Origin of the sequence: Mesorhizobium sp. AR02 (assembly GCF_024746835.1) — a bacterium.
Classification (GTDB): domain Bacteria; phylum Pseudomonadota; class Alphaproteobacteria; order Rhizobiales; family Rhizobiaceae; genus Mesorhizobium.
The window spans coordinates 5972546-5993773 of sequence record NZ_CP080531.1 but is presented as its reverse complement, the minus strand read 5'-3'; the positions used below and the strand labels follow the sequence as shown (position 1 = coordinate 5993773).

The 21228-nt window shown below is 63.0% G+C and carries 18 protein-coding genes; 3 read left to right on the top strand and 15 right to left on the bottom strand.

The window, feature by feature from the left end; translation table 11 throughout:
* Positions 1–12: 12 nt before the first annotated feature.
* The 14 genes from DBIPINDM_RS33200 to DBIPINDM_RS33135 form a co-directional block, all read right to left on the bottom strand.
* Complete coding sequence (locus tag DBIPINDM_RS33200) at positions 13–789, bottom strand: ABC transporter ATP-binding protein (RefSeq protein WP_258583163.1); 777 nt, start codon at positions 787–789, stop codon at positions 13–15.
* A complete protein-coding gene (locus DBIPINDM_RS33195; protein WP_258583161.1) occupies positions 786–1559 on the bottom strand; it encodes an ABC transporter permease in 774 nt (257 codons plus the stop codon). Before DBIPINDM_RS33195 ends, DBIPINDM_RS33200 begins: the two co-directional genes overlap by 4 nt.
* 87 nt (positions 1560–1646) lie before the next feature.
* Positions 1647–2597, bottom strand: a complete 951-nt coding sequence (locus tag DBIPINDM_RS33190; protein WP_258583160.1) for an ABC transporter substrate-binding protein — start codon at positions 2595–2597, stop codon at positions 1647–1649.
* 140 nt (positions 2598–2737) lie between these two features.
* Positions 2738–3079, bottom strand: coding sequence for a peptidase inhibitor family I36 protein (locus tag DBIPINDM_RS33185; protein ID WP_258583159.1), 342 nt, complete (start codon positions 3077–3079; stop codon positions 2738–2740).
* Between the two features lie 88 nt (positions 3080–3167).
* Positions 3168–4016: a DUF1194 domain-containing protein gene (locus tag DBIPINDM_RS33180; RefSeq protein WP_258583158.1), complete on the bottom strand. Its 849-nt coding sequence runs from the start codon at positions 4014–4016 to the stop codon at positions 3168–3170.
* Between the two features lie 93 nt (positions 4017–4109).
* On the bottom strand, positions 4110–6671 hold the full coding sequence (locus tag DBIPINDM_RS33175; protein WP_258583157.1) for a GcvT family protein: 2562 nt from the start codon (positions 6669–6671) through the stop codon (positions 4110–4112).
* A gap of 151 nt (positions 6672–6822) precedes the next feature.
* On the bottom strand, positions 6823–7581 hold the full coding sequence (locus DBIPINDM_RS33170) for an FkbM family methyltransferase (RefSeq protein WP_258583156.1): 759 nt from the start codon (positions 7579–7581) through the stop codon (positions 6823–6825).
* Positions 7578–8810, bottom strand: coding sequence for a glycosyltransferase 87 family protein (locus DBIPINDM_RS33165; RefSeq protein WP_258583155.1), 1233 nt, complete (start codon positions 8808–8810; stop codon positions 7578–7580). Before DBIPINDM_RS33165 ends, DBIPINDM_RS33170 begins: the two co-directional genes overlap by 4 nt.
* Before the next feature lie 8 nt (positions 8811–8818).
* Complete coding sequence (locus DBIPINDM_RS33160) at positions 8819–10291, bottom strand: aspartate aminotransferase family protein (protein WP_416361727.1); 1473 nt, start codon at positions 10289–10291, stop codon at positions 8819–8821.
* Positions 10292–10352: 61 nt separating this feature from the next.
* Entirely contained in the window at positions 10353–11360 is a 1008-nt protein-coding gene (locus DBIPINDM_RS33155; RefSeq protein WP_258583153.1) for an NAD-dependent epimerase/dehydratase family protein, read from the bottom strand.
* The gene (locus DBIPINDM_RS33150) at positions 11357–11791 is read right to left on the bottom strand and encodes an EamA family transporter (RefSeq protein WP_258583151.1); all 435 of its coding nucleotides are present in this window, start codon (positions 11789–11791) and stop codon (positions 11357–11359) included. Before DBIPINDM_RS33150 ends, DBIPINDM_RS33155 begins: the two co-directional genes overlap by 4 nt.
* Before the next feature lie 124 nt (positions 11792–11915).
* Positions 11916–13268 carry an FAD-binding oxidoreductase gene (locus tag DBIPINDM_RS33145; protein WP_258583150.1) on the bottom strand — a complete coding sequence of 451 codons (1353 nt, stop codon included), beginning with the start codon at positions 13266–13268 and terminating at the stop codon, positions 11916–11918.
* A 2-nt stretch (positions 13269–13270) separates the two neighbouring features.
* Positions 13271–14704, bottom strand: a complete 1434-nt coding sequence (locus tag DBIPINDM_RS33140; protein WP_258583148.1) for a UbiA family prenyltransferase — start codon at positions 14702–14704, stop codon at positions 13271–13273.
* A gap of 226 nt (positions 14705–14930) precedes the next feature.
* Positions 14931–15194, bottom strand: a complete 264-nt coding sequence (locus DBIPINDM_RS33135) for a hypothetical protein (protein ID WP_032930670.1) — start codon at positions 15192–15194, stop codon at positions 14931–14933.
* 225 nt (positions 15195–15419) lie between these two features.
* On the opposite strand from DBIPINDM_RS33135, the gene DBIPINDM_RS33130 reads away from it, so the two are divergent.
* Together DBIPINDM_RS33130 and DBIPINDM_RS33125 are read left to right on the top strand one after the other, a co-directional pair.
* Complete coding sequence (locus DBIPINDM_RS33130) at positions 15420–16241, top strand: helix-turn-helix transcriptional regulator (RefSeq protein ID WP_258583146.1); 822 nt, start codon at positions 15420–15422, stop codon at positions 16239–16241.
* A 141-nt stretch (positions 16242–16382) separates the two neighbouring features.
* Positions 16383–17258 (top strand): NAD(P)H-binding protein, encoded by an 876-nt coding sequence (locus DBIPINDM_RS33125; RefSeq protein WP_258583145.1) that lies wholly within the window; start codon positions 16383–16385, stop codon positions 17256–17258.
* Between the two features lie 14 nt (positions 17259–17272).
* Here DBIPINDM_RS33125 and DBIPINDM_RS33120 read toward each other — a convergent pair whose 3' ends face one another.
* Positions 17273–19762, bottom strand: coding sequence for a mechanosensitive ion channel family protein (locus DBIPINDM_RS33120; RefSeq protein ID WP_258583143.1), 2490 nt, complete (start codon positions 19760–19762; stop codon positions 17273–17275).
* A 184-nt stretch (positions 19763–19946) separates the two neighbouring features.
* Here DBIPINDM_RS33120 and DBIPINDM_RS33115 point away from each other — a divergent pair, with 184 nt between their 5' ends.
* The gene (locus DBIPINDM_RS33115) at positions 19947–21206 is read left to right on the top strand and encodes a sarcosine oxidase subunit beta (RefSeq protein ID WP_258583141.1); all 1260 of its coding nucleotides are present in this window, start codon (positions 19947–19949) and stop codon (positions 21204–21206) included.
* The last annotated feature ends 22 nt before the right edge of the window (positions 21207–21228 follow it).

Sequence of the window (21228 nt, the reverse complement as noted above, 5' to 3'; positions counted from 1 at the left end):
GGCTGTCTGCCCCTAAGCCGTGCGCATCGCTTCGACGCGGATGTCCTCGGTCAGCCGTGCCCTCAGCGCCGAGAATTCCGGACTCGTCTTCAGCGTGTAGTGACGCGGATGCGGCAGGTCGATGGCGACATCCGACTTGATGCGGCCGGGCCGGGCCGTCATCACGATGACGCGCGAGGCCATGAAGATCGCTTCCTCGATGTCGTGGGTGACGAACAGCACCGTCTTCTTGCGCCGCTCCCAAATGCCGAGCAGAAGCTCCTGCATCAGCCCGCGCGTCTGGTTGTCGAGCGCGCCGAACGGCTCGTCCAGCAACAGGATCTCGGGATCGTTGGCGAGCGCGCGGGCGATCGCCGTGCGCTGCTGCATGCCGCCGGAAAGCTGCTTCGGCCAATGGTTCTCAAAGCCCTTCAGCCCGACGAGGTCGACATAGGACGCGACGATCCCATCCCTTTCCTTTTGCGCCATGCCGCGTTCGCGCAGGCCAAAGGCGATGTTTTCTGCCACCGTCAGCCAGGGGAACAGCGTGTAGGACTGGAAGACCATGCCGCGATCAGGCCCCGGCCGCGTCACCGCCTTGCCGTCGAGCAGCACACGGCCTTCGCTTGGCGCCTCGAGGCCGGCAACGATCCTGAGCAGCGTCGACTTTCCGCAGCCTGATGGTCCCAGAATGGTGATGAAATCATTGGCCGCGACCGCCAGGTCGACCGGCATCAGCGCCTTGACCGGCTGCCCGCCGCGCACACCGGCAAAGGTGCGCGAGACGCCTTCGATGAGAAGCTTGCTCACGCCAGGCTCCACGGAAAGAGCCAGCGGTTGAACGCTTTGAAGGCGAAATCGGACAACAGCCCGATCAGCCCGATGACGATGATGCCGAAGATGATCTGTCCGGTCGCCAGCCGCGACTGGCTGTTGATGATCATGTAGCCGATGCCGGAAGACGAGCCGATCAGCTCGGCGACGATGACATAGGTCCAGGCCCAGCCGAGCACCAGCCGCAGCGTTTCGGCGATTTCGGGCGCATTGGCCGGCATGATCACCCGTTTGACGATGCCGTTGTTGGTCGAGCCCAGCGTATAGGCGGCCTCGACCAGGTCGCGCCGCGTCGAACCGACCTTGACGGCGACGATCAGGATGATCTGGAACACCGAGCCGACGAAGATGACCAGCAGCTTTTCCAGCTCGCCAATGCCGGCCCACAGGATGAGCAGCGGAATGAAGGCCGAGGCCGGCAGGTAGCGGGCGAAGGAGACAAAGGGCTCCAGGAACGCTTCCACCGGCTTCCAGGCGCCCATGGCGATGCCGATCGGCACGGCCACCACCGACGCCAGCAGAAAGCCGCCAAAGACGCGCCAGATGGTGATCAATATGTCGAGCCAGAAACGGTCCTCGACCAGCAGCCGCCAACCATCCCTGAGCATCGACAGCGGATCGGCGAGGAAGATGCGGTTGACGTGGCCGCCAAGCGTGATCCAGGCCCAGAAGGCAATGAACAGCACGAAGAAGGAAATGCCGAGCACGGTCCGCAGGCCCGGCGAGACTGGATGCAAGGGGCGCATCTTCACATCGTCCCCATCAAATGGTCATTTGTCCAGGAGAGGACGGCGGCGCCAGGCGCCGCCGCATAATGGGCAAAGGCCGGACGATCAGTTCGACACCGCGCTGGTGTCGGCCAGCGTGGCGACATCGGGCGCTTCCTTGATCAGCCCCATCTGCAGCAGCAGATCGCCGGCGGTCTTGGAAAAGTCCAGGAATTCCTTGGTGAAGAACTGCTTGTTCTCGGCCCTGTCGGCCCATTTCAGGTACTTCGCCGAATCCTCGAATTCCTTGGCCGACTGTTTCACATCGGCGCCCATGATCTCATAGGATTTCTGCGGGTCCTTCTTGATCAGGTCGAGCGCGTCGAAATAGCTGTCGGCCAGCGCCTTGGCGGCATCCGGATTGGCCTTGAGGAATTCGGGCGTGCAGCCGACGGTGTCGAGAACCATCGGATAGTCGAGCGTGGTCGCCAGTATGTGGCCCTGGTCGGCCTTGTCGCGCACGGCCGAGATGAACGGTTCATAGGTGACCGCCGCATCGTTCTGGCCGGCAAGGAAGGCCTGCGCCGCGGCGTCCGGCTCAAGGTTGACGACCGTCACGTCCTTGGTCGACATGCCGTTCTTGTTCAGCACCCAGGCGAGCAGGAAATAGGGCGACGTGCCCGGCGCCGAGGAGGCGACGTTCTTGCCCTTGAGATCGGCGACGGTCTTGATGTCGTTGCGCACGACAATGCCGTCGGCACCATAGGATTTGTCCAGCTGGAATATCTGCTTGGTGGTCACCCCGCTGGCGTTCCACACCAGCCAGGTCTCGACGGTGGTGGCGGCGCATTGCAGGTCGCCGCTGGCGATGGCGAGCGGACGGCTGGCCTGAGGCACCTTCTTCAAGGTCACGTCAAGGCCATGCTTCTCGAAAAGCCCTGCCTGCCTGGCAAGCGTCAGCGGTGCGAAGCCGGTCCAGCCGCTGATGCCGATGGTGACCGATGTGGCGGCCATCACCGGAGCGGACAGGCTGGCGGCAAGCGTCAAAGTAGCGGCGAAAACGGCGATCCGGTTCATGTGAGTTCCCCTTTTGTTTCTCTTGAGGGGAATTGTTCACAGACGCCAATCGGCTTGTCAATCAACAGGAACGTGTTCGATGGCACGGTCGTTGGGACGGACTGGTCGCCGACGCTCGACAGGGCTAAAGCCCTGCCCGGTCAATAGCCGTCGCAATAGCACTCGGCCGACGAGATGCGGTCGTTCCAGTCCTCGCCCAACCAGCGGGCCTGGCGCCTGATTTCGATCGATTCGCCCCCCCTGTTCGTATCTTCATAGGCAACGAGCGTGCAACCCCGGCGAACGAACACCGACGACACACGATCGTTCCAGAACTGACCGCCACGAAAGTTCACCGAATCGTCGGGTCCCATTTCGATCGACCGCCCGCGAAAGTTTGCGTGCTCGAACATGACGCAGGCAGGCTGGTCGTTGTATTGGGCGCTGGCGCCGTCGGCAAAAAGCACGGACGCGACAGCTGTCAGGATAGCAAGGCGTTTCATCTCATGTTTCCTCGGTTTCGACCGCGGTCCCCCACCGCTGGATAGCGCGGTCCGGACCGTTTGCCAATGCTCCAGCCCGCAGCCTAGGCTAGCGACTGTCCAGCATCCAGCTGCGGTTGCGCCACATTTTCTCACCGATCTGGCAGTCGGCGGGGGGCTTGTCCTGCGCCAGCACCACTGGCGGATGATCAGCCTCCTCCGCCGCCCATTGCGGTGACGCCGGACCGGCAAGCTCGAGCACCAGCTTGCGGCGGATGGCTTCGGGAAATTGCGTCCAGTCATTGACCGGGATCATGAAGGCTCCCGGCCCGCCGATGACGCAATCGCTGTAGTAGCGGTCGAGATCGTTGACGTCGTAGGCGCCGGAAAATCCGCCCCGGGTCATCAGCGGCAGGCCGTTGATGACGATGCCTTGCCTGACGACACCGTCGCGGGCGAGATTGACGGGCGCGCCCTGATTGTTGGGTCCGTCGCCGGAAATGTCGATGACCCGCTTGGTTCCCTGGTAGCCACTTTCGGCGAAAAGGTCGCTGCCGAATTCCAGCGCGCCGGAGATCGAGGTGCGTCGCGCGCTGTTCGGCGGCTGGGCCGACAATTGCGCCACCACCCGCTCGGCGTCGGCACGGTTGGCGATGACCGTCCACGGCACGATGACGCGTTGCCATGTGGTGCCGGCCCATTCGACATAGGTGACCGCGATCTTGCCATAGGCACCATCGGCGATCGCCTGCAGCACATTGTCATGTGTCAGCGCCGCCGCGTAGCCGTGACGCTGGATCTCGAGCTCGTCCGCCGACATCGACAGTGAAACGTCGACCGCCAGCACCAGCTCGACATCGACCGGCTCGTCCGCACGGGACTGCGGCGCCAGCCAGAGCATCAGCGCCAGTGCGGCACAGCGGGAAAGGAGATGTCTTGCGCGGGGGAAAGCAGACATGCCGCAAGGGTAAGCGAAAACAGCCTGGTTAAAAAGACAAAAGCCCGGCCAAAGACCAGGCTTTTGCGATCTGTCCGTTGCTCCGCCCCGCGATCAGCTGCGCGGCTTGAGGTTTTCCGGGTCGTAGAGCGGCTTGTAGCCGACGCCGGCGACTTCGACCGGATAGGTCTCGCCGAAATATTCGACATTGAGCTTGCGGCCTTCCTGCGCATACGCGTGCGGCAGATAGGCGAGCGCGATGTTCTTGCCGATGGTCGGGCCATAGGCGACCGATGTGGTGAAGGAGCGGCGGCCGAGTTCATCGACCAGTGTCTCGCCGGTGGCCGGATCCAGCACCGGCATGATGCCGACGGGATAGCGCGCCACGCCCTTGGAATCGGTGTTTTCGGTCATCACCAGCGTGCACAACGTCGCCGGCTGGTGGTCGCGGGCGCGGTATTCGACATGCTTGGCCTTGCCGCAGAAATCGTTCTCCTTGACCTTCGGACGCGCCAGATCGGCTTCGAGCAGATTATACTCGGTCAGCAGGTCGGCGTTCTGCAGCCGCAGGCTCTTTTCCATGCGGCGCGTGTTGGCATAGGTCTCGACGCCGAACGGCATGACGCCGGTCGAGCGCAGCGCATCCCAGACAGCCAGCCCGTCCTCATAGCGCATGTGCAGTTCCCAGCCCTGCTCGCCGACATAGGAGATGCGGAAGGCGGTGACATCCTTGCCGCCGATCCTGACCGGCTTGATCGCCGCGAATGGGAAATTCTCCGGCGACAGGCCCTCGGGATTCTCGACCACCTTCTGCAAGGTCTTGCGGGCGTTCGGACCCCAGATGCCGATGGTGACGTATTTCTCCGTCACATCGGTGATGGTGACGTCAAAACCTTTGTCCTGCGCGGTTCGCTGCATGTAGCGGAAGTCGCGCGGGCCGGCGTCGGCGCCATCGATCAAACGGCAGCGGTCAGCCATGCGGATGACGGTGAAGTCGGCGCGCACCATGCCTTCCTCGTCGAGGAAGTGGGTGTAGATGCCCTTGCCGATGTTGTTGTCGCCGCCGATCTTGGCCGCGCACAACCATTCCAGCAGCGCGACATGGTCGGGCCCTTCGACGTCATACATCGAGAAATGCGACAGGTTGACGATGCCGCAATCCTCGCTCATCGCCAGGTGTTCGGCATTGGAGACGCGCCAGAAATGGCGGTTGTCCCATTCGTTCTCACGTACGGGAACCCGGTTGCCATACTTCTCCAGGAGATGCTCATTGGCAGCGTAGCCATGGGCGCGCTCCCAGCCGCCCAGTTCCATGAAATAGCCGCCGAGTTCCTTCTCGCGCTCCCAGAACGGCGAGCGCCTGATGTTGCGGCCCTTGGAGAACGGCTCGCGCGGATGCACCGCCGGATTGTAAACCTTCATCGCCGTCTCGGTGCAGCGATCCCAGATGAACTGCTCCTTGGTCTGGTGCGGATAGAAGCGCGCATAATCGATGGCGTGATGGTCGATCGCCGTGCGGCCGTCGGTCATCCAGTCGGCGATGAGCTTGCCCATGCCGGGGCCGTCCTTGACCCAGATGGCGACGGCATACCAGAGGCCCCGCACCTTCTGGCTTTCGCCCATCGACGGGCCGCCATCCGCGGTCACCTGCAGCAGGCCGTTGAAGGAATGGCTTTCGTTGTAGCCGAGTTCGCCCAGGATCGGCGTCAGCTCCATGGCGCGTTCGAGCGGCGCCAGGATCTGCTCCATGTCGAGGTCGCGCTGTGACGGCGACAGCCGCGCCTCATGCTTTTCCAGCAAGTCGCGCGGATGGCAAAGGCGCGGATTGTTTTCTTCGTAGTAACCCCATTCGATCTGGCCGCCCTCGGCGGTCTTGGGATCACCAGTGTCGCGCATATAGGCCGAATTGCCCTGGTCGCGCAGCAGCGGCCAGCCGATCTCCTTGCCGGTGCCGGCGAACTCATTGTAGGGGCCGAAGAAGGTGAGCGGATGGTCGATCGGCATCACCGGCAGGTCTTCGTCGACCATTTCCGCGATCAGCCGGCCCCAGATGCCGGCGCAGACGATGACATAATCGGCCTCGATCGTGCCGCGATCGGTCACCACGGCGCTGATGCGGCCGTCCTTGACGACGAGCGACCTGGCCGGCGTGTTGGCGAAGGATTTCAACTTGCCCGACGCTTCCGCCTGGTCGACCAGCTTGCCGGCAACGGTCTGCGAACGCGGGATGACGAGGCCGGCATCGGGATCCCACAGGCCGCCCTGCACAATCTCTTCTTCGATGAGCGGAAATTTTTCCTTGATCTCGGCCGGTTCGATCAGGCGGGCGCGTGTACCAAATGCCTTGGCCGAAGCGATCTTGCGCTTGATCTCGTCCATGCGGCTGTCGTCGCCGACGCGCGCCACCTCGAGGCCGCCGATGCGGGCGTAATGGCCCATCTTCTCGTAGAAATCGATGGAATAGAGCGTCGTCCAGCAGGACAGGAAATCGTGGCTGGTCGTGTAGCAGAAGTCGGAGGCGTGCGCGGTCGAACCGATATCGGTCGGGATGCCGGACTTGTCGATGCCGACAATGTCGGTCCAACCACGTTCGATCAGGTGATGGGCGATCGATGCGCCGACAATGCCGCCAAGGCCAATGATGACGACCTTCGCCTTTTTCGGAAACTCTGCCATTGCCCGCGACTCCAAAGTGCTATTGCGGGCAGCGTCGGCGCCCGTTTGATCGGCGCACAATATGCAGGCGACGGCGGGCAGGCTACCGCCTGTTTGCGACACGCCGCAGATGCGGCGCGACCCGATATGGATCAGGAAAAATCGCGGCCTGTCAGGCAAACGCCCAGACATCCTCGGCCTGGAAGCCGACCTGGTAGCCCGCCGTCTTCAGCTTGACCACGACCTGGCCGATCTCGGCTGCCGGCAGCGCGCCGACCTCGACCTTGATCATGCCCGGACGATAGCGCTTGAGGTCGAGCTGCTCGAAGACGATCCAGTCCGCACCTTCGCAATCGACGAGGAAGGCATCGATATGGGTGATGCCGTTGCGGTCGAGCAGCGTCTGCAGTGTCTCCGACGGCACTTCGATGTCCTTCAGATGCGGCGCGAATTTGTTGAAGTTGGCATCGGCCTCGCCCCAGGCATTCTTGCCCGACATCAGATTGGTGTCGGTGACTGAGGAGCAACCGATGAACTCGATCGGCAGCGTGCCGGCCTCAAGGGCGGCGGCATCGAAGGTGTGGACGGTGATCGTGCCCTTGGTCCTGGTGACCGCCACAGGCTCGATGATGAAGCGGTCCGTGTCGGGATAGTTGGCGCGCAGCCGCTTCTGATTGTACGGGATCGGCTCGACCAGCATGGCGCGGGCGCCGGAAATCTTGTGCAGCCAGGGCGTCACATCGTCGAACAGCGCGCCGTCGCAGGCACCGACATTGACCATCTGGAACGGCTGCCCTACCCCACTGAAGCGGGCCTTCAGCGCCGCCTTGGCCAGGAATTTCGTGCCGCGCAGCGACGGCCCGCGATCGAGCAGGCCAGAGGGAAGGCCGAGCGACAAGGCGATGCGCGCCAGGCTGGATAGCGAACTCATGGCTTGTCTCCGGGAATGACGTGCAAGGCGGCGCGATGCTGGCCGCGCGACACGGCCGCCCACAGCGCCATGAACGGCGGCGCCAGCAGCAGGAAGGGCGGGATCAGATGGGGGAAATAGATGCGCGTGTCGTGGATCGGGAAGACCGTGAACTTCGCCAGCGCGCCGAGCACCAGCGCCGCAAACAGGATGCCGGCACGGCGATCGAGGCGGAAGCCGGCGCGGCCGGCGGCGAACCAGCCGGCCATCGCCAGCACCGAAACGCCGACCCAGCTGTTCAGGTTGACGGCGCGCAGCAGCGAGGTGGCGAACGCCCTGAGATAGGCGGTGACCGAGAACGCCGGCTCGAAGCCGTCCATATTGTAGTGCTGCTCGATGCTGGAGAACCACAGATGCGGCCACCAGCCGGGATGATGCGCCCAGTGCGAAATGGCGAAATAGGCGACGAAGGATGCGGCAAAGCCGGCCAGCGCACCCCATGCCTTCTGCCGGAAGACAACCAGCAGCACCGCGAATATGGCAAGGAAAACGATATTGTCCGGCCGCACCATGAAGGCGAGGAAGAGCAGGATCGCCGTCGCCACCTCGCGGCCTCTGACATAGGCATAGAGCCCGCCAAGCAGCAATGCCGACGTGAGCAGGTCCGGTGTCGAAGCCCGCGCCGCGTCGCCGAAATCGGCCATGATCAGCACCGCACCAACCACCGGCGCCAAGGCCAAAGCCTTTTCCCTGCGCAACCAGAGCAGCGCGATCGCGCCGAACAAGAGCACCGAAAACACTTGCACCAGGCGCATCGCCTCGACCGGCGACATCACCGCGCTCAGCGCCGACAGGATCTCGGCATAGAGGAACTTGATCCGGTACATGCCGAGCAGCGAATGGAAATCGGCGGCATTCTCCGTCATGTGGCTGCGGAAGCCGCCGCCATCGTCGGTCAGCGCATTGTAGTCGCCGGCCGACACGCCTGATTTGACGGTGCTGTAGGCATAGTCATGCAGCGCCTGCGCATCGGGATAGCTGCCTTCCTCTGATATTGCGAGATAGGGCAGCATGTCCCAATTGGCGTCCGGCATCACCCAAGCCGTGAACGCGGTCAAGAGGATGTAGAGCGCGAAGGCCGCCGCGCCGATCGGTGCCGCCAACCGGGCATAGGTCCCCTCGCCCCACGCCAGACCGGCCTCGGCGAGCCGGTCGAGCGGGTTTTTCGCAGCGGGAGACTTGGTCAGCATTGTTGAACTCAGCGAACCTGGCTTTTGACGAAATCCTTCACGATCGACACGATGCCGCGCGACAGCAGGCTGTCGAAGGCATCGACGAAGCGGTCGACATGCTCGCGCTGGCAGATCAACGGCGGCTCGAGCCGGATGACGTTGCGGTTGTATTCTGTGAAGGCGACGAGCACGTCGTAGTCGCGCAGGAGCAGCGCGCCGACGAAACCGGACAGCGAGCCCTTCAGCTTGTCGTCGAGCACACTGACGATCGGGCGCAGCACCATCGGCAAGGTCTGCGAGAAGTCGTGGAACTCGAGGCCGACCATAAAGCCTTTGCCGCGCACATCCTTGATGATCTTGGGATACTTGTCCTTGAGCGCCTGCAAGCGCTGCAGCAAATAGTCGCCGGTGACGGCGGCGTTGTCGATCAGCCCCTCGTCATAGAGCACATTGAGGCCTTCGATCGCGGTGACGCAGGCCTCGCCCATGCCGCCGAAGGTTGCCATGGCATGGATCATCGCTGTCTTCGGCGTGCCATAGGCCTTCATGTAGACGTCGCGTTTGGCGATCATCGCGCCGACCGCCGCCTTGCCACCGCCGAGCGACTTCGCCAGCGCGGTCACGTCGGGAACCACGCCATAATGCTCGAAGGCATAGAAGCGGCCCGAGCGGCCGTAGCCGCACTGCACTTCGTCGGCCACCCACAGCACGCCATACTGGTCGCACAGCCCACGCAGCTTCTGCCAGTATTCGGCTGGTGCCTGGATGATGCCACCGCCGCCCTGGATGGTTTCCAGCACGATGACGCCGACCTCCGGATCGCTGCGGAACAGGCGCTCGACCGCCTCGATGTCGCCGAAGGGAATGCGCACCGTGTTCTCGGCCATCTTGAAATCAGCGCGATAAAGCTGGCCGTCGGTGATGCCAAGAACGCCCTTGGTCTTGCCGTGGAAGGAATTCTCGGCATAGACGATTTTCGGCCGCTTCGGTCCGGCTGCGCGCTCGGCGAGCTTCACCGCCGCTTCCATCGCCTCCGAGCCGGACGAACCCAAAAACACCATGTCGAGATCGCCGGGCGAGCATTTGGCGATGTTGTGCGCAAGCGCCGCCGCATATTGCGACATGAAGGCGATGGCGATTTCCTGGCGCTTTTCTTCCTGGAATTTTCTGCGCGCTTCGAGAATGCGCGGATGGTTGTGGCCGAAGGCCAGCGAACCGAAGCCGCCGAAGAAATCGAGGATCTTGCGGCCGTTCTGGTCGATGTAGAACATGCCTTCGGCACGCTCGATCTTGATCTTGTGGAAGCCGAGCAGCTTCATGAAATGCAGCTGGCCGGGATTGAGATGCGCCTTGAACAGATCGGTCATGCGGGCGACATCCATCGCCTTGGCCTGCTCGACGCTGATCAAATCGGGCTTGGCGATGGTGGCGGGCGACAGCGCCGGCGCGCTGACCAGGGTGCGCGCATTCGTCTGTTCGGGCTTGGCCATGACGGTCATTTCAATCTCCTGTCCGCGCTAACGACCAGCGTCGTGCGCCATAAACTGTTTGGCGGGCCCGCTATTCGGCGGGCACATGTTTGGTGGCAACGGCGTGCCCGGCCTTCTTGGCGCGGTACTCGCTGTAGGCGGCGATCAGCATGTCCTCGTCGCGATATTGCGGCGCCCAGCCGAGCTGGCGTTCGGCCTTGGACACGTCGAGCACGCACTCCTCGTCGGCGATCAGATATTGTTCCGGATCCATGATCGGCATGTTCATGAGGTCGAGCAGGTCGAGCGTGCGCTTGACCGCCCAACCGGGCGTCGGCAGCAGGATCGATTTCGAACCGGCATGACGGATCAGGTCGCCAAGCAATTTCTTCACCGGCGGCGGATTGAGCGAACCCAGATTATAGGCCTCGTTGGGCACACCCGCCTTCCAGGCCGCGCGGGCAGCTTCCGCGCAATCGAACACAGAAATGAACTGATAGGGGTTTCTGCCCGAGCCGATCATCGGCACGGGAAGATTCCAGTCGATCAGCTTGAACAGTTTCTCCAATATGCCCAGCCGGCCGGGCCCGATGATCAGGCGCGGGCGAAACAGCGAGATCGACATGCCGCGCTTGCGCCATTCGGCCGCCAGTTCCTCAGTCTTCTGCTTCGACCAGCCATATTCACCGAGCGGCGCAACCGGATGCTCCTCGGTCATCGGCTGGGTGACCGTGTGGCCGTAGATCATGTCGGTCGTGTAGTGGACGAGCCTGGGCGCGCCGGCCCTGTCCATGGCCTGCATGATGTGCTCGGTGCCATGGAAATTGACCGGGAAGAAAAAATCGTGCCGCTTGGCGCGCACCTGGATCGGCGACAGCATCTTGGCGGAGAGATTGTAGACCATGTCGTCGGCCTTGAGCCCGACAGCGGCGACCGACGCCGGATCGGTGACGTCGCATTGGACGAAGCCGACATTGCGATAATGCGCCAGGTCGCTCTTGACGATGTCGGCGACGACAATTTCTTCGCCATCGGCCACAAGCTTTGGGGCAAGGTGGCGGCCGACGAAGCCGTCACCGCCGAAAATCACATGTCTCATCGAACGGTCTCGTTTGCAGGGATCTTGTCGGACGTGATGGAAGCGGTCTGGTCCTCATGCCCTCGCCCACTTTGCGCGATCAGCACCGTGCCGACGCAGATGAAGGCGATGCCGGCGATGCGCCAGCCATTGAGGTCCTCGCGAAAGACGAAATAGGCGAAGATGGCGACGGCGACATAGGCGAGGCTGAGGAAGGGATAGGCGAAGGAAAGCTCGACCTTGGACAGCACATAAAGGTGCGAGGCCATGGAAATGACGAAGGTGCAGAGGCCGAGGAACACCCAGGGGCTGAAGACGATCTGCAACAGCTTGACGAGCGGATTGACGCCCTCGAAAGAGATCGGCCCAAGCGACATCATGCCTTGCTTCAGCATCAGCTGCGCAGCGGCATTGGTCATGACCGTAAAGAGAATGAAGACGATATATTTCATGTCCGCGCACCCACCCCGTGATTTCCAGTAATACAAAGCTGAAAAGATTTCGTGAACTCACAAGAATGTTTTGAGTAAACCTTGCAATTAATCATTCGCTAACCACGATTCATTCTAATTTTATCTATTCCGCAGCCTCGGCGCCGCGCCGCCGCAGGTCGATGCTGCCAGCCGTGCGCGCCCAGAAATCGGACATGAAGGCAGGGTCGCGCAGCGCTTCCAGCCTCGGCCAGTCCGCAAAGGAGGCGGCGAAGGTCGCAGCGCTCATGCGCGCATCCTTGTAAGGGTTGACCGCGCCGCCGGCCGCGATGGTGATGCGGTCGAGTTCGCCAAGCAGGGCCAGCGTCGCCGCTCCCTTGTTGGGGAAGTCCAGCGTCAGTGTGTAGCCCGGCCGCGGGAACGACAGCAGCGCCGGTGAGCGGATGGAACCGAAGCGTTTCAGCACGGTGAGGAAAGACCCCTGCCCAGCCCGCCGGGCAGCGGCGAGCAGTTCCGGCACCACGGCACGCGCGACCTCTTCCGGCACCACGCTCTGGTGCTGGAACAGCCCATTGGGACCATAAAGCCGGTTCCAGTCGCGCACGCCGTCGAGCGGAAAGAAGAAGCCTTGATAGCCGGTGTGGCGCGGTATCGTCGCCCGGCCTTTCTTCCACCGATAGGCGGCATTGAAAGCGGTCAGGAACGGCCGATTGAGCACATTGAACGGCGGCTGGAACGGTACCGTGAGGTTGCCGCCGGCGCGCAGGGCCGCATGCGAGCCATGCTCGGCGTGGTTGCCGGTGAACAGCAGCCCGCGGCCACTGTTGCGGCCGCCGGCGAGCTGGTCGATCCAGGCGACCGCATATTCATTGGCTTGGTCCGCCGCCTCGGCCAGATCGAAGAATTCGCCGAGATCACGAAACGGCGTCGCCTTCTCGACGATGTCGAGCGAATGCACCCGCATCAGCCGGATCGAGGCCGACAGGATCAGGCCGGTCAGGCCCATGCCGCCAATGGTGGCCCTGAACAAGCGCGGATTGTCAGTCGCCGAGCAGCGATAGGTCTTTCCATCGGAGCGCAGCAGCGTGAAGCTCTCGACATGGCAGCCGAACGTGCCGCGCCGATGGTGGTTCTTACCGTGCACGTCATTGGCGATGGCGCCGCCGAGCGTGACGAATTGCGTGCCCGGAACAACCGCCGGGAAGAAGCCGTAGGGTGCTGCGTGCGCGATGATATCCGACAACAGCACGCCGGCATCTGCTTCAAGGACACCGGTCTCGGCGTTGAAGGTATGGATGCGGTTCAGGGTTCGTATGTCGACGACCGCGCCAGCCTGGTTCTGGCAGGAATCGCCATAGGACCGCCCGTTGCCATAGGCCAACAGCGACGCATCCTTCGCCTGGCCGCTCTGCAGCAGCGCGATGGCATCGTCGGCGCGAATCGCCCTTGCCGCAGGCGGCGTGGCCAGGCCGAAGCTCTGGAAGCGCTCGACGGTCATGCCTACCAGCCCCCGATGACCAGCAGCACGGCGCCGATCAGCACCACGATCTGGCTACGCCAGTCACGGATGATGAAGACGACCGGGTCGTCATGCATCTCGTCGCGGCGCGCCAGGATCCAGACGCGCATGGTGAGGTAAAGCACGATCGGCGGCAGCGGCCAGATCAGCCACGGATGCGGATAGAGTTCGCGCACCGCGACACTGTCCATGTAGAGCGCCAGCACCAGTGCAGAGGAAAAGGCGGAGGCCATGCCGGCCTGGGCGACGATCTCCTGGTCCTCGGTGCGATAGCCACGGCCGGCGATGCGTTCGCCCGGCGGAATCGCGGTGGTGCGCAGTTCGACGAAGCGCTTCACCAGCGCCAGCGACAGGAAGAAGAAGATCGAGAAGGCGAGCAGCCAGAACGAGACGTCGACGCCGGTCGCGGCCGCACCGGCGATCACGCGGATCGTATAGAGGCCGGCAAGCGTCAGCACGTCGACCAGAAGCATGCGCTTGAACGACAGTGAATAGGCCGTGGTGACGACCATGTAGCCACCGAGCACGGCCAGGAATTCGGGCGACAGGAAGAGCCCGGTGCCGATGCCGATCGTCAGCAGCACCGCGATCGCGCCGAGGCCGAACGGGATCGACAGTGCGCCGCTGGCGAACGGCCTGTTGCGTTTGGTGGCGTGCTTGCGGTCGAGAGCGAGATCGAAGAAATCGTTGAGGATATAGATCGCCGACGCCACCGCGCTGAACGAGATGAACGCCAGCAGGCATTGCCAGATCATGTTGGTGTTGAAGTACTCGTGCGACAGCACCATCGGCACGGCGATCAGCGAGTTCTTCAGCCACTGATGCACGCGCAGCATCTTGACGATGGTCCGCAAGGTCGGCTTCGGCGCCGGCATCGCCTCGGCGCCATGCGCCGCCTGCCAGCGCGCGGCATGACGGTCGGGCGCGACAACGATTGCATTGCGCGCGGCGTCGAAGACCTGAAGGTCATGGCGGCTGTTGCCGGCATAGTCGAAACCGCCATCGCCATAGGCTGAGATCAGCGAGGCGCGCTTCTTGCCGGAGGTGAGATTGTCGAAGCCGTCGGTGGCCAGCACCCGGTCGAAGATGCCGAGATGGCCGGCTATGGCTTCGGCGAATTTGCGCGGCGTGCCGGTCGCCAGCACGATCTTGCGGCCTTCGCCGTGCTCGGCACGGAGCCGGTCGAGCAGCGGCGCGCGATAGGGCAGCGTCGTGGGGTCGATGTCGATGCGCTGCGCGATCGCCTGCTTCAGCCGTGCCGGCCCGCCGGCCGCCCAGAATGGCACCAGGAAAATATAGAGCGGGTTCTTCTTGAGGAGAAGGAACAAGCCTTCCCACAACAGGTCGGTCGCGATCAGCGTGCCGTCGAGATCGACCGCAAGCGGTATTGCGTTCCTGTCCGACCGCGCGTCCATGTCCGTCCTGCCCTGCCAGCGTATGATCCGGGAAACCGGAATCTGGTTGCGCGCCGCTTTTCGGCGTCTTGACGCTGGTATAGCGGGGGATGACGTAGCGAACGTTAAAACGCCTGGTTGCAGGCGGCTGCCGCAACGGTATTTCCGGCGTCATTGTTAAACAACGGCTACCGGAAACGATAAAAGGCCGAGCAAATGCCCGGCCTTTCCAATCATGCCATCGAGATTACTTGATGCGGGCGACGCCGCCCGAGATTTCGACGGTTTCCGAGCCGGTCAGGGCTTCGAGGTCACCGTTGGGCAAGGTGACGAAGCAGCCGTTCTGGCAGAACTCGACGGTTTCACCTCCGGCCAGCGCAAGGTCGGTCTTGCTGCCGCCCTCGGTCACGACCAGCGTGCGGGTCTCGGCGTCCTTGTTGACCGCGCTGGCGGCATGAGCCGAGCCGCTCACGGCGAGCAAGGCGACGGCAGCGACGAGAGACTTCCACATGTTGCAATATCGGTGTTCCCACCGCCTCTGTTGCATTTCGCAAGGCATTTTCGCCCTTTGCATGGAGCTTATATGAGATGGAAGCTGAACCGCAACTGAATGCCGCATTCATGCCGCAATTGGTTTTGGCCTCTCCAATGTCGGCTGCGGGCGCACGCCCAGCCCTGTTAATTTCGCCGACCGGCACGATATGATGTCGAAGGCGGTCAACGCGAAGAAAAGACCATGCACGATAACTGGCTGGAAACGATCGGCGTTGGGGTTGAGTCGCGAAGGATTACCGCGCGGCTGACCCACTATGTGCCTGCATCCGTCAACCATCGGCTCGGAATCCACGTCGGGGCGCCGGTCAACGCATCGTGCCGCTGCGACGGAAAACATCACCGGCGGGTCCAGTCGGATGGCGATATCGATATCGTGCCCGCCGGGCTCGACGGCGACTGGGAGGATGACGCGGACTGCACCATCCTTCGGCTGTGGGTCAGCCCGGCGCTGGTTCGCCGTGCCGCCGAGGACCTCGAAATCGATCCGAACCGGGTCGTCGTCAATCCGCAGTTCCAACGCCGCGATCCGAGGATCGAGCATATCGCCCATGCGCTGGCGACCGGGCTCAGCCCGGACGTGCCATCCGACCGGCTGTATTTCGAAAGCCTGGCCAAGGCGCTGGCGGTGCAGATCATACAGGGTGCTGCGTCAAAGCCGGAGGTTCCAGCCAGGCAAACGCTTTCCTTCGGCCAGAAGCGCCGGCTGACCGATTTCATCGAAGCCAATCTCGACCAGGACCTTTCGCTGGATGATCTGGCGCAAATGGCTGCCATCAGCGTCTCGCATCTGAAGGTTCTGTTTCGCCGCACCTTCGGCATGCCGCCCCACCAATATGTCATCCATCGCCGCGTCGAGCGGGCCAGAACCTTGTTGCATCAGGCGAAAATGCCGCTCAGCCAGATCGCGTTGGAGGCAGGCTTTTCGCATCAGAGCCACATGGCGCAGAGCATGAAGCGCATCCTCGGCGTCACGCCTGCCGCACTGATCCGCATGCAGCGATAGCCAGCGGTCCGGCATTTTTCGCCGCCTTCGGCTTTCGAAGCCAACCATCCGTTTTTGTCTTCCGCCGTCCATATCTGGGCGACCCAAGCCCGCCCATCCGGCATTGCTGACATCCCATTGGTCAGATTGAAGGATACGGACATGTTTGTTGTGTTGGGCGCTGCCGGAAAGATTGGACGGGCCAGCATCGGTGCACTGCGTCGACATGGCGTTCCGGTCAGGGCCGTGGTGCGAAACCCGGCGCATGCCGAAGAGTTCCGTGCGCTTGGTTGCGAGACAGAAATCGCCGATCTGCGCGATGCGCCGGCATTGGCGCGGGCAACAAAGGGCGCCACCGCTGTTCAGGTCATCTGTCCCACCGGCGTCCGCGCCGATGATGCGTCGGCGGAGATGGAATCCACCATCCGGTCCATCGTCGATGCACTTGATCAAGTCAGGCCGGAAAGCATTCTGGCGATCTCGGACTATGGCGCCCAGCTTGCCGCCGGCACCGGCATCACGCTCACCTTCCACCATCTGGAATCGCAGCTGAAGAAAATCCCGGCGGCGCTGACGGTGCTGCGTTCCGCCGAGCACATGCAGAACTGGAACCGCCTGGTTGGCCGCGCGATCGAGACCGGCGTGCTGCCGAGCCTGCATCATCCCGTCTCCAAATCCTTCCCGACGGTCTCGGCCGGCGATGTCGGCCTGATGGCGGCGGATCTCCTCCTGTCGGGCAATGGCGATGCGCTGCGCATGGTCCATGCTGAAGGGCCTGATCGCTACAGCGCAACCGACGTAGCGCGGACGCTTGGCGAGATTGCCGGCCGCGAGGTCGTCGCCCGCGAATTGCCGAGGCAGGACTGGGTCCCTGCCCTCGTCGGCGGCGGCATCAGCACGAGCTACGCCGAACTAGTCGCAGCGACGTTCGACGCCCACAATGCCGGCCGCATCGATGTGGAACACGGCGTCGGCGAGATCAGGCGCGGCGAGACCGATCTTCGGACAGCACTTGCCGCCCTGATTGCCAAAAGCTGACGGGGAACTGGCCTCTAATCGGGATCCGGCTTGCGTAGCTTGCGCCCCGATTTGGCAAGCTTTTTCGCTTCGGCCGCGGCGTCTGCCTTCGCCTGCTGCTGGTCGGCAAAGTCGGCCTCGATCTTGTCGTCGTCGGTCGGCCAGGCCTTCGCATGCTTGGTCTCGACGACGGCGCGCGGCGTCGAGGGGATCTCGATATGCTGGTCGCTGAATTTATCCAGCACGGCGAAGCGGACGTCGTTCTGCACGATGTTGCCGTTCATCACATCGGCCAGGAACACACGGATCTCGAATTCGAGCGCTGCGGGTCCAAAATTGGAAAACAGCACGAAGGGTTCGGGGTTCTTCAGCACCATAGGGTGGCTGCGTGAGATCTCCAGCAGGATGGCGTGAACCTGCTTGACGTCGCTGCCATAGGCGACGCCGACCTTGATGTCGATGCGGCCGAGCTTGTTGCGATGCGTCCAGTTGCCAACGGCATTGTTGATCAGGTTCGAATTGGGCAGGATCACCGACTGCCGCTGGAAGGTTTCGATCTCGGTGGCGCGCACACTGATCTTCTTGACCGTGCCGCTGACGTCGCCGGCGACGATCCAGTCGCCGACCTTGAACGGCCGCTCGGCCAAAAGGATCAGGCCGGACACGAAATTCGACACCACATTCTGCAGGCCGAAGCCGATACCAAGGGAAAGCGCACCAGCGACCAGCGCCAGGCTGGAGAGGTCGATGCCCGCCGCCGAGATGCCGACCAGCCCCGCCAGCGCCACGCCGGCATAGCCGACCGCCAGCCGGATCGAGTTGCGCACGCCGGTGTCGACCTTGCCGCGCGCCATCACCGAACCGTCGAGCCAGCCCTGGAACCAGCGCGTCAGGAAATAGCCAATGACGAAGACGACGATGCCCGAAAGGATGCCGGTGACCGAAATCGTCACCGAACCGATATTGATCCCGGTCGCCAGCTTGTAGGCCCAGGCCTGGATGTCGCCTGGCTGGAACCCCCACATCAAAAGGATCAGCGGCAGGAAAACCAGCACGATCAACAGGTTGATGGCGACACTGACGACGAGGCCGAGCTGGTCGAGTGCCGTGTCCTCGTAGCTGGAATTGGCCGACAGCCAGCGCCCGACAGTGGTGTTGGCGAAAGCCCCCTCCTCGCCGATCGCCCGCGCCGACAGGAAGCCGATATAGGCGGTGATCAGTGCCGTGCCGGTGACCACGACCTGCAGCGAGACGAACAGGGCGAGACCGATATAGCCGAGCAAGGCGGCGATGATGGTGAACAGGCCAAGCGCCAGCGCCAGGTAGCGCAGCCATGCCGGCCACGGCCGCCAGCTTCCGTCCCGTGCCTTGAACGGCCGCAGCATCGCCATCAGGATCAGGATGATGCCGACGACAATGGTGGCGACGAAACTGCGCGCGATGGTCAGCGACAGCGGCGAGCCCATCTTGTCGTTGATGATCGACAGGAAGGTGTTGACTGAGATGACCACGGCCATGGCGGTCGCCAGGCGCACCAGCCAGCGCGCCGGCCCGGTTTCGACCGGGATGAGGCGCCAGTTCGGCAGCCGTGGCGACAGCGCTGCGTTGGTCAGCCGGTTGACGCAGAACACCACCCCGATGGCAGTCGCCAGGGCATTGAGAAACAGGCCAATGTCACCCCGCAACACATTGTAATAGTTGAAAAAGAAGATGGTCGAGCCGAGAAACGAACCGACCGCCAGCGTCGGCAGCAAGGTAGACCAGAAGGCCACCGACAGGCGGCTGAGATAGGACGGGTCTTCGTTGGAGGGGTCGGCCTCGAACACGCGCCCGAACAGGCGCCTGCCGCCGACCAGCAGCACCAACGCCAGGCCGAGCGCCACGAAGGTTGCCGCCAGGATGGCCTGGAACTTGAACTTGAAAGCGAAGCTCAGCCAGGACGACACCGCCTTGTAAAAGTTGGCGTATTCCTCCTGGGCGTCGGAGAAGACCTGCGGGCTCAGCGCATCCGACAGCACGTAGCGCTTGGTCAAAAGGTTGCGGAACAGCGCGCTGCGCATATTGCCGATCTTGTCGATCAGCCCGCTGATGCGGATCGACAGGTTCTGCGCGGCGGCGACGACCGCGTTGATCTCGGCCTTTTCCGACGCCAGCGCCTGGCGTTCGCCGGTCACGATATCGGGCTCCTGGGGCTGGCCCGCAGCCGGCGGTGGACCGAGCACCTCGATGCGATTGTTGATGTCGGTCAGCCGCGAACGGAACGCCAGCGCACTGGTCAATGCCGCCCGCGACAGATCCTCCAGTTGCAGGCGGATATCCACGAGCGAGGCATCGTCCTCACCGTCCTGCTGCATTTTCTTCTCGAGATCGTCGGTCTTGGCCGTCAGGCCCTGGATGACTTTCTGCTGATCGGCAATCAAGCCGGCGGAGCCCTGGCCAAGCGCCTGCGCCATCGCCTCGAACGAAGGCGGCGCCGAAATAACGAGCGCGAGGATCAGGATGAGGCGAAGCAATCGAAAAAGCATGATTTGTTGGCGACTCACCGGCGGCAAAGACATTCAAAAAGCCTGTCCTTGATAAAGACGGCCATATCATGGGGCAAGCCGTCGCATCGCGGCGTCGGCCAGTCGAAAGGCCATGGCGCAATATTGGCTTTGCGGATGCGGCCTGCTCTATAGTCTGCCGCATCGCCCGAACCGGATGACAATGATGGCAGAGTACTCGGCCTTTTCGCTGCTCGCGAACGCGCTCAAGGGAAACAAGGACTGGAAGCCGGCCTGGCGCAAGCCCGACCCTAAGGCTTCCTATGATGTCATCATCATCGGTGGCGGCGGCCACGGGCTGGCGACCGCCTACTATCTCGCCAAGGAACACGGCATCACCAATGTGGCGGTGCTGGAAAAGGGCTGGCTCGGCTCCGGCAATGTCGGGCGCAACACCACGGCCGTGCGCTCGAACTATTTGCTGCCGGCCAACACCCGCTTCTACGAGCATTCGATGAAGCTGTGGGAGGGCCTGTCGCACGAACTGAACTACAACGTCATGTTCTCGCAGCGCGGCTGCCTGAACCTGGCGCACACGCCGGCCCAGTTCGACGACTATGCAAGGCGCGGCAACGCCATGCGCCATCTCGGCGTCGACGCCGAACTGATGGCGCCGGCCGAAATCAAGCGCCTGATCCCGGCGCTCGATATTTCCAGCGATGCACGCTTTCCGGTGGTCGGCGGCCTGATGCAGCGGCGCGCCGGCACCGCCCGCCACGATGCGGTCGCCTGGGGTTATGCGCGCGGCGCCGACCGCCGCGGTGTCGACATCATCGAGAATTGCGAGGTCACCGGCTTCCTGCGCGATGGCGACCGCGTCACCGGCGTCACCACCTCACGCGGCGATATCAGGGCCAAAAAGGTGGCGGTGGCCGTGGCCGGCAGCACCGGACGCGTCATGCAACTCGCCGGCATCGAGACGATGCCGATCGAAAGCCACGTGCTGCAGGCCTTCGTGACGGAATCGCTAAAGCCCTTCATCGACACGGTCGTGACCTTCGGCATGGGGCATTTCTACATGTCGCAGTCCGACAAGGGCGGCCTTGTCTATGGCGGCGACATCGACGGCTACAACAGCTACGCCCAGCGCGGCAACCTGCCTATCGTCGACGAGGTGATGAGCGAGATGCTGGCGCTGTTCCCGGGCCTTGCGCGGGTGCGCATGCTGCGCTCGTGGGGCGGCGTCTGCGACATGTCGATGGATGGCTCGCCGATCATCACCACCGGCCCGCTGCCCGGCATGTATCTCAACTGCGGCTGGTGTTATGGCGGCTTCAAGGCGACGCCGGCTTCCGGCTGGACCTTTGCCTGGACCATCGCCAAGGATGAGCCGCACGACTTCAACGCCCCGTTCACCCTCGACCGTTTCCACCGTGGCCTCGTCATCGACGACAAGGGCCAGGGCGCGAACCCCCGACTTCACTAAGCAAGGCTGCATTAGGAATATT

Coding starts and splice junctions, on each gene's coding strand:
- DBIPINDM_RS33195 (WP_258583161.1), bottom strand. CDS start 1,559: ATGCGCCCCTTGCATCCAGTCTCGCCGGGCCTGCGGACCGTGCTCGGC.
- DBIPINDM_RS33190 (WP_258583160.1), bottom strand. CDS start 2,597: ATGAACCGGATCGCCGTTTTCGCCGCTACTTTGACGCTTGCCGCCAGC.
- DBIPINDM_RS33185 (WP_258583159.1), bottom strand. CDS start 3,079: ATGAAACGCCTTGCTATCCTGACAGCTGTCGCGTCCGTGCTTTTTGCC.
- DBIPINDM_RS33180 (WP_258583158.1), bottom strand. CDS start 4,016: ATGTCTGCTTTCCCCCGCGCAAGACATCTCCTTTCCCGCTGTGCCGCA.
- DBIPINDM_RS33175 (WP_258583157.1), bottom strand. CDS start 6,671: ATGGCAGAGTTTCCGAAAAAGGCGAAGGTCGTCATCATTGGCCTTGGC.
- DBIPINDM_RS33170 (WP_258583156.1), bottom strand. CDS start 7,581: ATGAGTTCGCTATCCAGCCTGGCGCGCATCGCCTTGTCGCTCGGCCTT.
- DBIPINDM_RS33165 (WP_258583155.1), bottom strand. CDS start 8,810: ATGCTGACCAAGTCTCCCGCTGCGAAAAACCCGCTCGACCGGCTCGCC.
- DBIPINDM_RS33160 (WP_416361727.1), bottom strand. CDS start 10,291: ATGACCGTCATGGCCAAGCCCGAACAGACGAATGCGCGCACCCTGGTC.
- DBIPINDM_RS33155 (WP_258583153.1), bottom strand. CDS start 11,360: ATGAGACATGTGATTTTCGGCGGTGACGGCTTCGTCGGCCGCCACCTT.
- DBIPINDM_RS33150 (WP_258583151.1), bottom strand. CDS start 11,791: ATGAAATATATCGTCTTCATTCTCTTTACGGTCATGACCAATGCCGCT.
- DBIPINDM_RS33145 (WP_258583150.1), bottom strand. CDS start 13,268: ATGACCGTCGAGCGCTTCCAGAGCTTCGGCCTGGCCACGCCGCCTGCG.
- DBIPINDM_RS33140 (WP_258583148.1), bottom strand. CDS start 14,704: ATGGACGCGCGGTCGGACAGGAACGCAATACCGCTTGCGGTCGATCTC.
- DBIPINDM_RS33135 (WP_032930670.1), bottom strand. CDS start 15,194: ATGTGGAAGTCTCTCGTCGCTGCCGTCGCCTTGCTCGCCGTGAGCGGC.
- DBIPINDM_RS33130 (WP_258583146.1), top strand. CDS start 15,420: ATGCACGATAACTGGCTGGAAACGATCGGCGTTGGGGTTGAGTCGCGA.
- DBIPINDM_RS33125 (WP_258583145.1), top strand. CDS start 16,383: ATGTTTGTTGTGTTGGGCGCTGCCGGAAAGATTGGACGGGCCAGCATC.
- DBIPINDM_RS33120 (WP_258583143.1), bottom strand. CDS start 19,762: ATGCTTTTTCGATTGCTTCGCCTCATCCTGATCCTCGCGCTCGTTATT.
- DBIPINDM_RS33115 (WP_258583141.1), top strand. CDS start 19,947: ATGGCAGAGTACTCGGCCTTTTCGCTGCTCGCGAACGCGCTCAAGGGA.